This is a genomic window from Metabacillus sp. KUDC1714, from assembly GCF_014217835.1.
Lineage (GTDB): Bacteria > Bacillota > Bacilli > Bacillales > Bacillaceae > Metabacillus > Metabacillus rhizosphaerae.
The window spans coordinates 919,722-932,638 of sequence record NZ_CP055263.1 but is presented as its reverse complement, the minus strand read 5'-3'; the positions used below and the strand labels follow the sequence as shown (position 1 = coordinate 932,638).

Here is a 12,917-nt window from a genome sequence, read left to right as displayed (position 1 = left end):
TTTTCATTATAGATAAAGTAATTATCTTTAGAAGATAGAACATATTGGAAAACTGTAGTTAAATATTGTACATTTGTAATAGATAATAAGTATTTTTCTACTATTTGAAACCATTTCTACTAACCATCCGTATACATAAGCAAAGGTGAGGAAAACCATTATAAGCTCTTTAAAGCCTATATATGAGTAATTCTGTCTATACTACATAAAAGAGATATAGAAAAAGAGGTTGTTACGAAACAGGAGGAAGAACTGTGTTTAAAACGAAGACCCATTTTTGGACATTACAGATTTTATTGTTGTTATTAATTGTTTATGTCGGTACAAAGGTTTCCTTTTTATTTGAGCCAATCATTGTATTTGCTTCAACTTTATTTTTTCCGATTCTTATTGCGGGAATTTTATTTTTTATTTTCGCTCCTTTAGTAAAGCTACTTGAAAAAGGCAAGGTACCAAGAACATTAGCTATTTTAATACCCTATCTTGTGTTTATCGGTGTTATTTCGGCACTTGTTGCCTTTATCGGGCCAATTTTATCTGAACAGCTAACAGACTTAATTACAAATTTCCCAAGATATGTGGATGAGTTTAGTGAATTTATCTTAAATATGTCGCAAACATCGTGGTTTAAATGGGTGATGGAACAACAATATGTATCATTTGAACAAATAGAAGAAACACTAACTGGTTATGCAACTAGCTTGCCTGAAAACATTACCTCAAGCTTTTCAACAGTTTTAGGCGTAGTGACAAATATTACATTAACGATTATTACAGTGCCGTTTATTTTATTCTATATGTTAAAAGACGGACACAAGCTACCTTCAACAGCAGTGAATTTTGTACCTACTTCATATCGTAATGAAGCGTTAAAGATATTTCAAGATTTGTATGAAACACTTGCAGCATATATACAAGGTCAGTTAATTGTGTCACTAGCAGTAGGGGTAGGCTGTTTCATAGGTTATACAATTATCGGACTTGAATATGCATTAGTTCTTGGAATCGTTGTAGCGGTTGCGAATATCATTCCTTATATTGGACCGTTTATAGGTGCTGCACCTGCAGTGATTATTGCTTTACTTGATTCACCCACAAAGGCGTTACTAGCTGCAATTGTTGTTACAGTAGTTCAACAAATTGATGGGAATTTCTTGTCCCCACTAATCATCGGAAAACGATTAAATACACACCCTTTAACGATCATTTTACTATTAATTGGGGCAGGTAGTTTTGGTGGGGTCCTGGGCATGATCTTGGCTGTACCAACATATGCAGTTTTAAAAGCGGTGACGTTAAATATTGTAAGGCTTATTAAATTAAGGAAGAAATATAAAGCCGAGCTTAAGATAGAAAAAGTTAATATCTAGGCAGAACTCTTCCTCCTTTTAACCATATAATAGCAGTATGTTCCTTTTAACATTCAATAATGATAGTTAGTTTGGACATTACTTTGGTAGCTAATGAAAAGGAGGAGGAATATGCCTGCGTTTGTCGGACCAGTTAAATTAAATTCGATTGGAGATAGTGCAATCTTTAAAGTGGGGGATACATTTAGTTTATCACCAAAAAGTGCAAATAAAACATCGGTTGGTTCAGGTGCAGCCAACACAGGTGATTTTATCGAAACACATAACTTATTTAATATAACGAATTTTAGTGATCTAGATCTATTTGATCAATCAATGACTATAAATAAATAACTAATAGTTTAAGACTGATAATAGGTAAAAGTAGGATTTTAATAAAAATTCCTAGTTGTCCCTAAAATCAGTTTTTTCGCTTATTAAGAAACGAATCACTGAAAAAAAACAATACTTCTACTATAATAAAAGCAGTTAGAACAGAGAGGAAGAGATTAAATGAAAATAAGAAAAGCAAATGTACATAATGGTAAAAATCTTATAACAAATGTATATATATATGAAAATAAAAAGCTGGAGTTTAGTATGATCGCAATACCTGAAGTAGAGTGGTCTACTACAGTTCAATATGTGGAAGAACGAGATGTTCTTAAAGCTCGACTTTTAGATTCGTTGTCAAAAAGAGTCGAGAATGAAACTGCGGAAGAATTGGCGGACAAAATGATTCATTGGGTTGGAGAAATGTAAAAGTAGTTTAATTCAATTTAATCCTCATAAAGAGGCTCTAAATTAGTGAGCCTCTTTATTTATCTCTAAAAAATCTTCAACCAGATTCATATACTCATGTCTTGGATAGCCATTGTATAAATTTGACGTTAGTTTAACAGGGTCACCAAAGAAGTAACGTTCATACTGCGTTTGGCGGGTTCCAAATGCACTCATTGTTAAATCCCAAGCAAGCCTAAAAATTTTCGTCTTTGTGTCTGCATTACAGGCAGCTCCTTGACAATACTTCTCTATATCTTTGACTAAGGGAGAATGAAAATCTTCCTCTGTCGGTATGGCGACTAATCCACCTGCACCAATTAGTTGTAAAATTTCAATCATGCGCGGATAGAGCTTTGAAAACATTGTTACTGATATATATAAGGAATTGGTATTCGGCACCATTGTACCCCATTCATCTTCATTAGCATGCAGTTCAGCTTGATCTAACAACGCTTTCATCGTTTCTAATCCAATGATGATTTCACTTATTTTTCCTTGAATATGTTGGTATTCTGATAGATTTAAAGTTGTCACCATCTTCTGCGCCAGACCAAGAATGAACTCTGTTTTTGTTATTTGTCTGATAATAACTTGATGTAGTGTAAGTGGTGTAAAACTACTTCTTAAAAAAAGCTGATGTGCAATATCTTGACGATGATAAAAGAACACACGGTCCCAAGGAACCAAAACATTATCAAAAATAATCATTGTATCCATCTCATGAAAACGAGATGAGAGTGGATAATTAAAAAAAGAAGACCCTTGATAATAGGATTCACGACAAATAAACTTAAGGCCATCAGTATCCGTAGGAATTGAAAAGGAAAAGGCATATTCATTATCTGTAACCTTTGAACTAGATGGCAAGACTAGTACTTCATCAGTTATTCCACCTTGAGTTGCCAAAAGTCTTGCTCCTTTTATAACAATTCCATTTGAATTTTTCTCAACAATTTTGGTTGCAATTGGTTGAGTAGACAACTCGGTATAGTCTGAAGAACGATCGACTTGAGGATTAATAAAGCTATGGGTAAAAGATAGATCATGATCTCGTGCTGTTTCATAAAGGTTTGTAAGATTTTTACTAAATTCTTCATCTTGGTCATCTAGAATACTCGCTGAAGCAGCCAAAGTCATTAAAACAGTATTCAAATAGTCGGGGGTTCGCCCCATCATTCCTGCAGTTTTTGTCGCCCAGATATTTATCATATGTCTACGAGCTTCTAGGTCTTCCTTTGATTTAGGTTGTAGGAAGGAAATACCTACCCGTTCATTAGTTCTAGGGGAACTATACGTCATTTTCTCGATAAAATCTGGATGAACTTGTGTATCGTAAAGTGATGCCTTTGTTAACATAGCCCCTTTATACGCTGGATGCTCTGATAATTTCCCTTGTATTTGTTTACCTTTCATCCACACATTTGGCTTTAATTGATCCATACGATCTAGGTATTCTTTTCCACTAATGGCAGGCACTCTCTTCACTCCTAACCAACTAATTTGTAACACTATATGCGCTTTAAACAGATAAGGTGAAATTTCATATGAAGAAGGAAAGTGCATTCATGAAAACTATGTAAGAAATTGATGAACGTTTTTCAAAGGAATTAAGCTTCTTAATAATGAATAAAGATAATAGGGAAAAGAAATAAATAGTTGTAAACGCTTTCTAAATGTTTAAATACCTGCACCGAGGAAAAAATAAAGGTTAAGATCTAATTTTGAGAGGTGTGAGTTGTATGCACGAAGAAAACTTTTTTAAAGGAATGATTTGGGCAACATTATTAAGTGTACCATTATGGTTATCTTTTTTTGGTTGGATGAAACTAACAATTAATTTAATAAAACATTTGTAAAGATATTAGGATGTATCACATCTTCGTTTATAGATCTAAATACCTATAGCAAACACACAACTTCCGTCTTTTATAAATCGCTTTTTCCTCATATATTAGAAAAAATAGTTAATTACTCATGCGATTTCTGTTAAAATAAAGAAAACAGAAATTGGATAAGGGATACACTTTTACCTTCACTTATTTTACTTTTCACATTATATTTAAGCACTTACATCAGTTTCTTGCATTAACATCTTTGCTCAATCAATAGCATGCAAGTAATTCTATTTGAAGTGGCTGATATCTTTCAACTAATCGTTTCCTTTCTTCTTGTGAGGATTCTAAAAAGTCAACTTTTATTATGTCAATATATTTAAAGTGGGGGGCTAGTTAAACCTTAAGGTTAACTAGCACTTTTTTCTTTTTCATGGTTTGTTTCTTTTCCACGCTTTATTTTTAGATATCCAATACTGATTAATACAGCAACGACAATAAACTCAAATGCATACTGTACCCACACATCAGCAAAAATATTTTTCACTAAGGGTTCTTTCGCAATCATTTTCGTTGCTGTCCAAGCCACTACTGCTGCACCAATTAAGATAATGATTGGGTATTTCTCCATAAATTTCAGAATGACTGTACTTCCCCAAACAACGATTGGAATGGAAATAAGTAAGCCTAAAATAACCAATAAAAAGCTACCGTGTGCAGCACCAGCTACTGCTAAAACATTGTCAAGGCCCATCGCAGCATCAGCTATGATGATTGTTCGTATAGCTGCCCAGAAACTATATCCAGATTTAACCTCATGTGTTTCTTCTTCGGTCATTAATTTATACGCAATCCATAATAATATAATCCCTCCAATAAGAAGCAGTCCAGGGATTTTTAATAAATAAACTACTATCATAGTTGCGAGTGCTCTAATGACAATAGCCCCTACCGTCCCTAAAAGAATGACTTTCTTTTGCTGATCTTTAGGAAGGTTTCTGGCGGCCATCCCAATGACAATTGCATTGTCACCAGCTAGAACTAAGTCAATGACAACGATTGACAGAAGTGCAGTAAAAAAATCCATCGAAAATAGATCCATGTTTTTCACCCCACTTGTACTATTTTTAATCGAATGATGAAAAATATCCAAGTAAAGATTTAACACAAAGTTATGGTTTATGAATATGATTTTTGTGCACAATAAAAGGAAATAAAAGTACAGGTTTATTATTTTGAGAAATTTTAATAATTCTAAAGATAAAAAAGGAAATAAACCCCTTCTGTCGAAAGTAGTAATGTACTCAACATACTACTCAATTGTTCTTTTTTATGTAAAAGAGCAATAAAAGGAGGTCTTTATCTCTATGGGAGGGCAACCAACGTTTTTTGTGTTGGATGATAAGATGGTTGCGGTTTTTTCGGTTATAAAAGACAATTGCAAAGTAAAGATGGAATGCTTGTTTTCAAAAACTGGAATTGAAGACTACACCTTAGAGTATCAGGGACCAAATGAAAGAAAAGCGGAATTAATTGAATTAGCCATTCTAAGAGCGCAGAATATATTTGAACATAATATTTTAACTGTATAAGAAAAGGTAAATGGTTGACTTACTTGCTTTCCAATTGAAAGCTAATGTAGTCAACCATTTGTTTTTTTACATAAATTTGCGTATATACCCCACTTTATTCCTAAAAGTAATCGTATAATCTAAAGGGAAATTAAAGTAGAAAACAGTAAGACATATAAATACAAAGTAAATCAGGTATAAAGATGTATTTAAAATATATATTTTGGACTATTGCGTTTATGTTGCGGTATCGCGCATTTGAGTATTACGTATTATTTTCGGTGAAAATAATACTCATTTAGATTAGAATTTTAAGTAGAGAAAGCAAATGATTTTGTGTATGTACGTTGGCCATGCGCATTCGCTTACCAACATATAAGGAGCGTGAAACGATGGATCAGCAAAAAATTGAAGAAATGACGAAATTGTTACTAAAATTGGAACAAGAGATAAAGGAAACAAAGGAATCACTACACAGTATAAATAAAAGTATAGATAAGTATGATAAATATGCATTTTTAAACGTCTCTTAATTAAGTAATCCATTAAAAACTTGGCAGTGTGCCAAGTTTTTTTTGTGTTATATATTGACATTTATTAAATAAATAGGTAAAAATGTAATGAGGTAGGAGGTATTTTATACTATTTTTACTACTCAAAATCCCAGATGTATAGTAAGATAAAGCCAGAGGGGGGATTGTGATAGAAGAAGTAGTCATTCAATCTTTGAAAAAGCAAATGATGCAGACAATTGCCATACAAACCAAGAATACAGAGCTACAAAAATTATTACTGTCCTTTGTAAATGGGAAAAAAATTTTGAATTTTGGTCAATTAGCCATTGTTCATCATGAAGCATTTAGTGGAAAAGACCTAGAAATTCTTCAACTTGCAGCAGCAATCGAACTTCTAATTTTATCATTTGACATATTTGATGATCTTGAAGACTTAGATAATGTGAAGGAGCCTTGGATGCAAATAGATCCTTCTATTGCTTTAAACGCTGCAACAACGCTTTACACAATAAGTCAACAAGCTGTTTTAACACTATCCTCTCCGTTTAAACATCAAATTCTACATGCTTTTTTTAAATACTCCATTCAAGCAATGGAGGGTCAACACGATGATTTGCAAAACTTGATAAGCACAGAAGAGGAATGTTTAAATGTGATGAAGCGTAAATCTGGCTCTCTTATTGCATTAGCATCAGTAAGTGGTATGCTGCTAGCCAATGCGGATTTTCCCGAAGTTGAAGAATATTCGTATCAAATTGGCATTGCCGCACAGTCTGATAACGATTTCAGAGATTTATTCAATCCCCTGAAAAATGATATATCAACACAAAAAAGATCACTAGCAATGATCTATTTACAAAAAGGCTATAATGAACATGCCCTTGATGTGTTGCGTTTTTTTGCAAGTGGTAAGGATTTTAATGAGGAATTTGGCAATATTGTAAACTATAAGCAAAAACTTATAGATTCTGGAGTTGCTCAATACTTAAATGTTATTAAGCAAATTGCCATAAATCGTGCAACAAGAATAATAGAAGAATTAAAAATAGATTCATATCATATTGAGAATATAAAATCTCATTTGATCATAAATAAGAAAACCAACTAATAAGGAGAGCTAATCATGCAAGAAATCGTAAACTTTTTAATTGAAAATCCAGACGTATTAGAGAAGGTTGTAAATGGACAAGCTAGTTTATTAGGTGTGGATTTGGATGATGTTTTAGGAGTTATTGAGGGTATTCTATCGAGTGAAAAACTAGTAAATTTATATTGGTACTGATTTATAGCTTAAACTTAGAAAGGTGTTTTTATGTTTAAAATTAATAACAGGTTTTATTACCTAGTCATTGCTATTAGCTCAGTTTTGGTAGTGTATATGACTTGTATAAATATACTATATCCATATTTAGGTGCAATGGCGAAAGAAAATAGTAAAGGGCAATTTGAAATTACTTTAATGGAACCTAAAGGCTGGGCTGAAAAAGCAGGATTAGAACCTGGAGATATAATAACTGAAATAAATGACAAGGACCCTCAGGAACATGATCCGTTAGTAAAGTTTGGGGCATTAGAAAAAATAAATTCATTAAAGGTAATAAAGGGGAGCAAGGAATACAAATATTCAGTATCTGATGAGATAATAAATTATCAAAGCTTTTTTCTGAATGTAATTCCTAATACTCTTTTTTTACTATGTGTATTTTGTAGTTTCTTTATCTATAATTCCAATAAAAGATTAAAGTTAACATCTGCACATATATTAAATCTATTTCTGTTAACAATATCGCTAGCTTACATTAGTGCAGGTGGTTCTTCCCGCGGAGATTTAAACAGTCGATATATAAATCTATTAATGTTTTTATCTGTACCTGTTCTATATATGCACTTCATTTACCAATATTTTATGGAATTAGGAAAGAAACTCTATTCAATATACTTTGTTTATTTTGGGTATATGCTTGTAATATTTAATGTTTGTTTTGAATTTATGAGAATGGCTTCAGAGCAATATAATTCGACCTATAATATAGCCAAGTCTCTAAATTTATGCTCTTTCCTAATCTTATTTATTTTAACATTTCTTTTGAAATTATTTGGATTAAAAAGGGTCAGGTACTCAGAGCAAGAATATTTAGTTAAAGTAATTATTACCACGAACATAGTTGCGTTTGCACCATTTTTATTATTATATGCACTACCATATGTAATTTTTAGAGTGCAAATATTTCCTCCAACTGTACTAACAGCATTTGTACTTCTAATACCATTTTCTTTGGTGTATCAATTCTTAGCTACAAAAATTTATGACATTGAATTTATTTTAGGTAGAATAAGATATTATGCCTTATTAGCTATTTTACCTACTTTTGCATTAGTATGTATTGCTATATTACTAAAAGACAGCAATATGAAATTCTATTCAATAAGATTATCAATATTATTTTATATAACTTTACTTTTAGTTTTCTACGGAAAAGAAATCTTTGATTTCAGATTTAGATTAAAAAGATTTTCAGAAAAATATAATTACCAAGATAGTATCTTTAAGTATACACAAAGTATTCGAAAAGCAAGTAACTTAGATCAAGTAGTTTCAGAACTAAAGTTAGTTATTGTGGATGTTTTACTCGTAAGCAAAGCATATTTTATTGAAGTTAATCGAGAAAAACATCTTACTTCTATTGACTTACATGCTAAAGAGTCTGACTATAGTCCATATATTAAGGAAGTAAAAGATGTTTCATACGAAATAGGAAACATCATTGAAGTTGATAGGGGCTTTGTGATAAATATTGGTGAAACGGAAGGCAAAAACTATATATTACTTTGTCTGTCCACTTTAAATACACCTAGACTAACTCGAGATGAAATCTCTTGGCTAAAAACTCTATCGTTCTACACAAATGTTTCCTTAGAAAACTTCTTGAAAATAGATGAGTTAATGCAGCATCTTCAAAAGGTTGAAACAGAGGGGCAAAACCCAGCATGGCTTACAAAACTGTTGTTTTCGATAGAAGAAAAGCAACGTTCAAACCTTGCGAAGGATTTGCATGATTCAGTTCTGCAGGACTTAGTTTCTTTAAAAAGACAGTGTGAACTTGCATTATCTGAAGTAGATGTTGAATCAACTGATTTAATAAATAAACTTCATGATATGAATACCAACATGACAAAAATTATCAAAACAACACGGGAAACTTGTCAAGAGTTGCGCCCGCAATTGTTATATGATTTAGGGTTAGTTAAGGCTCTAAACAAGCTTGTTATGCAATACGAGGAGATTGTTGATTTTGATATAAGGTTAAATACAGGCAACTTTACATTGAACCTTGATATTGATACTCAGCTAAATCTTTATCGCATTGTTCAAGAATTATTAACTAATGCAAATAAACACTCAAAAGCATCACATGTATTGATTATTCTTGTATGTATAAAGGAAAAAATTGTACTTCATTATGAAGACAATGGATTAGGCTTTGAGTATAATCATATGTATGATAAAACTGAAAGTATGGGGTTATCCGGAATAAGTGAGCGTGTGAAAGCTTTAAAGGGCTCAATCAATATCGAAACTTCAAAAGGCAATGGATTGAAAATAGATGTTGAGATATAGTGAATGGGACTTGGCAATTGCCAAGTCTTTTTAGCCCATTATTAATGGGCATTTAAACCCAACTATTGACCATTAATCTATTGAAGATCTTTAAGGACTTTTTAAAGGGTGAAGAAAATGAAGGAAAAGGTTAATATTTTAGTCATCGATGATCATCCGGCAGTAAGAGAAGGTACAAAAGCTATTCTTGAAGCAGAACCAGGGGTTCAAGTAACTTGTTTAAATCCTCCTTATACGGAGGAAGCTTTTGAAAAAATTGATTTTACCCCATTTGATGCTATTCTTATGGATTTAAACCTGGGGGAAATAAATGGGATACAGCTTTCAAAAACAATCTTAAATATGGAACATTCATGTAAAGTTATTCTTTACACTGGATATGATGTGGCGGATTATTTCGAGGAGGCCATTGCTATTGGCATCCATGGTGCGATTAGTAAGACTGAGTCTAAGGAAAGACTGTTATCATTTATACGCCATTCAATAAACGGTGATATTATTGTACCATACCAATATTTCAAGAAGATGCTTTTTCATAAACAATCAAAGGTTGTGGAGACACATTCAATTAATAATGTTTTTAATGACCGTGAAAAGGCGATTTTACAAGAAGTTGAAAAAGGTTTAACCAATCAGGAAATTGCTGACAATCTTCACTTAAGTAAAAGATCAATTGAATATAGCCTGACGTCAATTTTTAATAAATTAAATGTAAGTACACGTACTGAGGCAGTTTTAATTGCAAAGGCAGAAGGAATTATTGAATAACAAGCTTAGCAGTTGATACTATGACGACTTCTTATAATATGTTGGAAGGAAACCACTTGAATTCTCAGGTGGTTTTTTCTTTTGCGAAAATAAAATAGAAATTACGATTAGTATTTAAAACGTATATTAATGCCTAATTTTACGTTCTTTTTCTTAGATTAGTTAGTAAATTAACAGTGAAAATTAAATAATAATACAAATCGATAATTGTTATTGGAACTATAATAGTGTATGATGCATAGTATAAAATATAGTGTATGACGCATAGTATGAAACAGAAGAGGTGGATGAATGAGTAATTTACTAAATACACTAACGACGGAGTTGCGAAGAGGGACATTGACATTAGCTGTCTTAAGTCAGTTGCGTACACCACAATATGGATATTCGCTTGTCCAATTATTAGAGCAATGTGGAATTTCGATTGAACAGAGCACGTTGTATCCTTTGCTACGCCGCTTGGAAAAACAGGAGTTAGTAACAAGTAGTTGGGATACAACTGAAAGCAGGCCGCGTCGATATTATGTGTTAAGCGAATATGGTATTGAAATATTTCAGCAATTGAAGAAAGAATGGGAAAAAACGTCCCAAGAGCTTTCCATTTTATTAAAAGGAGAGGAAAATAATGAATCTGATTGAGCTTTATATTCATGAAGTAACTCGGAGGCTCCCAGAAAAAGGTCGTGAGGACATTGCACTTGAGCTTCATTCAACAATTGAGGATATGCTGCCAGATAATTTTACGGAACAAGATGTTAAGTCTGCCCTTTCAAAACTTGGAAATCCTGCCATACTTGCAAGTGGTTACCGGGATCGACCGATGCATCTAATTGGACCGCGTTATTATGATATATATATAAGTTTATTGAAAATGATTTTGCCAATTGCTTTAGCAATTTCGTTTATATCGTTAATAGCTGATAATATAGTCTCATATTCTAGTGATAATGCGGTATTAAATGTTATTCTCTCCATAATCGGAGAAGGAATTTGGAGAATTTTGAGTACAGCTATTCAGGTCTTTTTCTGGCTCACATTGCTATTTTCAATTTTAGAAAGAACAGATCATGCAAAAAAACAAATTCCATTAACATCTAGTTTTAAAGAATGGTCACCAGAAGACTTGAAGAATATTTCATATGTCCCTATGGAAAAGGCTATTTCGAAGTTTGAAGTTTTTGGCGGCTTACTTTGGACAGCAATCTGGGCAACTATTTATTTTAACGCAGCTAATCTTATTGGTGTGTATGAAAAAGGTCAAGAAGGTCTAGAGTTTATAACTCCAACATTTAATCAAGCGATATTGCATTCTTATTGGCCACTAGTGGTACTTGTTATTGGATTGGAACTTGGTTCAAGCATTTATAAATGGATAACAGGACAATGGACAAAAAAAGTAGCATTTCTTAACACCGTCTTCCATTTCGTATCTTCAGTTGTATTTATTACCATCTTTAGCAATCCCGATTTATTTAAAGTATCATTCATTGCTTATATGAACGACCTATTTACTACTACAAATGAAGTGAAAGAATGGATTTTTTGGGTAGCTGTTTTTACATTCGTTTTATTTGCAGCAATAGACTCATACCAGGGCTTTCGAAAAGCAAATATTCATAAAGGGGATACAAAATGAATCCCCTGAAACTTAGATATTATGATTAAATATCATTTCATTTCTTTTCAAATCAGGATGCGCTATCTAATAACATGATAGCGTTTGTTTTAATAGAGGATAAGAAAGTAAGGATTTGTTACAAATGACCTCTCAATAGAATCTAATTTTACTATACTAATTTACAAAAACTAAACATAGTCTCAACATAGCCATGATGTTCATCCTTTAAGATGTTATTTATATCCTTGTCGATATAGAAAGCGTTTACAGTTGATGGGAGGTTATAATGGACATTATGGCTGTTTTACCTACTTTATTATTCTTATGTGTATATTTTGTTTTCGCCGTAGCGGTCTTAAGAAGATAAGATATTGTTTAAACGTAAATATGTCTATTTATGCTATACTCGCCATGTGTTCTACATAAAAAATCATTTCATTTTGAAAGATATGAGGGGATATAAAATGGATTATAATGTGAAAAATACATTAATGGAGGCTTTAGGTATTACTGTTACATCAGTTTCAAATGATGGTGTAGTCGCGACAATGCCTGTGGACCATCGGACACATCAGCCATTTGGGTTATTGCATGGAGGGGCATCTGTTGCATTAGCAGAAACTGCTGCAAGCATAGGTGCATACTATTTGGTTGATCATGAGACAGAAACATGTGTTGGTTTGGAGATAAACGCCAATCATATCCGCGGGAAAAAATCGGGAACTGTAACTGCCCATGCTAAACCTGTGCATCGCGGAAAAACAACCATGGTATGGGAAATTAAAATAGTTGATGAAGAGAATGAACTAATTTGTATATCACGTTGTACGATGGCGGTGTTAAAAAAGAAGAATTAACTCAA

14 protein-coding genes are annotated in these 12,917 nt (G+C 32.6%); 12 read left to right on the top strand and 2 right to left on the bottom strand.

Features of this window, described 5'->3' with window-relative positions:
* The first annotated feature begins 254 nt into the window (after positions 1 to 254).
* From HUW50_RS04535 to HUW50_RS04525, 3 genes are all read left to right on the top strand, one after another.
* Positions 255 to 1,370 (top strand): AI-2E family transporter, encoded by a 1,116-nt coding sequence (locus HUW50_RS04535; RefSeq protein ID WP_066330323.1) that lies wholly within the window; start codon positions 255 to 257, stop codon positions 1,368 to 1,370.
* 111 nt (positions 1,371 to 1,481) lie between these two features.
* Positions 1,482 to 1,703 carry a spore germination protein gene (locus HUW50_RS04530; protein WP_066330322.1) on the top strand — a complete coding sequence of 74 codons (222 nt, stop codon included), beginning with the start codon at positions 1,482 to 1,484 and terminating at the stop codon, positions 1,701 to 1,703.
* Positions 1,704 to 1,862: 159 nt separating this feature from the next.
* Positions 1,863 to 2,111, top strand: a complete 249-nt coding sequence (locus tag HUW50_RS04525) for a YueH family protein (RefSeq protein ID WP_066330321.1) — start codon at positions 1,863 to 1,865, stop codon at positions 2,109 to 2,111.
* 42 nt (positions 2,112 to 2,153) lie between these two features.
* Here HUW50_RS04525 and hpaB read toward each other — a convergent pair whose 3' ends face one another.
* Positions 2,154 to 3,608, bottom strand: coding sequence for a 4-hydroxyphenylacetate 3-monooxygenase, oxygenase component (hpaB, locus tag HUW50_RS04520; protein WP_157094354.1), 1,455 nt, complete (start codon positions 3,606 to 3,608; stop codon positions 2,154 to 2,156).
* A gap of 765 nt (positions 3,609 to 4,373) precedes the next feature.
* A complete protein-coding gene (locus HUW50_RS04515; protein ID WP_066330320.1) occupies positions 4,374 to 5,066 on the bottom strand; it encodes a TerC family protein in 693 nt (230 codons plus the stop codon).
* A 265-nt stretch (positions 5,067 to 5,331) separates the two neighbouring features.
* Here HUW50_RS04515 and HUW50_RS04510 point away from each other — a divergent pair, with 265 nt between their 5' ends.
* From HUW50_RS04510 to HUW50_RS04470, 9 genes are all read left to right on the top strand, one after another.
* Entirely contained in the window at positions 5,332 to 5,556 is a 225-nt protein-coding gene (locus HUW50_RS04510; RefSeq protein WP_066330319.1) for a hypothetical protein, read from the top strand.
* Positions 5,557 to 5,927: 371 nt separating this feature from the next.
* Complete coding sequence (gene degQ, locus HUW50_RS04505; protein ID WP_066330318.1) at positions 5,928 to 6,068, top strand: degradation enzyme regulation protein DegQ; 141 nt, start codon at positions 5,928 to 5,930, stop codon at positions 6,066 to 6,068.
* A 166-nt stretch (positions 6,069 to 6,234) separates the two neighbouring features.
* Positions 6,235 to 7,158: a polyprenyl synthetase family protein gene (locus tag HUW50_RS04500; protein WP_083964560.1), complete on the top strand. Its 924-nt coding sequence runs from the start codon at positions 6,235 to 6,237 to the stop codon at positions 7,156 to 7,158.
* Positions 7,159 to 7,173: 15 nt separating this feature from the next.
* A complete protein-coding gene (gene comX / locus HUW50_RS04495; protein WP_083964559.1) occupies positions 7,174 to 7,332 on the top strand; it encodes a competence pheromone ComX in 159 nt (52 codons plus the stop codon).
* A 30-nt stretch (positions 7,333 to 7,362) separates the two neighbouring features.
* Positions 7,363 to 9,669, top strand: coding sequence for a histidine kinase (locus tag HUW50_RS04490; protein ID WP_066330317.1), 2,307 nt, complete (start codon positions 7,363 to 7,365; stop codon positions 9,667 to 9,669).
* Between the two features lie 117 nt (positions 9,670 to 9,786).
* Positions 9,787 to 10,437: a response regulator transcription factor gene (locus tag HUW50_RS04485; RefSeq protein WP_066330316.1), complete on the top strand. Its 651-nt coding sequence runs from the start codon at positions 9,787 to 9,789 to the stop codon at positions 10,435 to 10,437.
* A gap of 291 nt (positions 10,438 to 10,728) precedes the next feature.
* Complete coding sequence (locus HUW50_RS04480) at positions 10,729 to 11,076, top strand: PadR family transcriptional regulator (protein ID WP_066330315.1); 348 nt, start codon at positions 10,729 to 10,731, stop codon at positions 11,074 to 11,076.
* The gene (locus HUW50_RS04475; protein WP_185653731.1) at positions 11,063 to 12,073 is read left to right on the top strand and encodes an HAAS signaling domain-containing protein; all 1,011 of its coding nucleotides are present in this window, start codon (positions 11,063 to 11,065) and stop codon (positions 12,071 to 12,073) included. Before HUW50_RS04480 ends, HUW50_RS04475 begins: the two co-directional genes overlap by 14 nt.
* 446 nt (positions 12,074 to 12,519) lie before the next feature.
* Entirely contained in the window at positions 12,520 to 12,912 is a 393-nt protein-coding gene (locus tag HUW50_RS04470; protein ID WP_066330313.1) for a hotdog fold thioesterase, read from the top strand.
* The last annotated feature ends 5 nt before the right edge of the window (positions 12,913 to 12,917 follow it).

Coding starts and splice junctions, on each gene's coding strand:
- HUW50_RS04530 (WP_066330322.1), top strand. CDS start 1,482: ATGCCTGCGTTTGTCGGACCAGTTAAATTAAATTCGATTGGAGATAGT.
- HUW50_RS04525 (WP_066330321.1), top strand. CDS start 1,863: ATGAAAATAAGAAAAGCAAATGTACATAATGGTAAAAATCTTATAACA.
- HUW50_RS04515 (WP_066330320.1), bottom strand. CDS start 5,066: ATGGATCTATTTTCGATGGATTTTTTTACTGCACTTCTGTCAATCGTT.
- HUW50_RS04510 (WP_066330319.1), top strand. CDS start 5,332: ATGGGAGGGCAACCAACGTTTTTTGTGTTGGATGATAAGATGGTTGCG.
- degQ (WP_066330318.1), top strand. CDS start 5,928: ATGGATCAGCAAAAAATTGAAGAAATGACGAAATTGTTACTAAAATTG.
- comX (WP_083964559.1), top strand. CDS start 7,174: ATGCAAGAAATCGTAAACTTTTTAATTGAAAATCCAGACGTATTAGAG.
- HUW50_RS04490 (WP_066330317.1), top strand. CDS start 7,363: ATGTTTAAAATTAATAACAGGTTTTATTACCTAGTCATTGCTATTAGC.
- HUW50_RS04485 (WP_066330316.1), top strand. CDS start 9,787: ATGAAGGAAAAGGTTAATATTTTAGTCATCGATGATCATCCGGCAGTA.
- HUW50_RS04480 (WP_066330315.1), top strand. CDS start 10,729: ATGAGTAATTTACTAAATACACTAACGACGGAGTTGCGAAGAGGGACA.
- HUW50_RS04475 (WP_185653731.1), top strand. CDS start 11,063: ATGAATCTGATTGAGCTTTATATTCATGAAGTAACTCGGAGGCTCCCA.
- HUW50_RS04470 (WP_066330313.1), top strand. CDS start 12,520: ATGGATTATAATGTGAAAAATACATTAATGGAGGCTTTAGGTATTACT.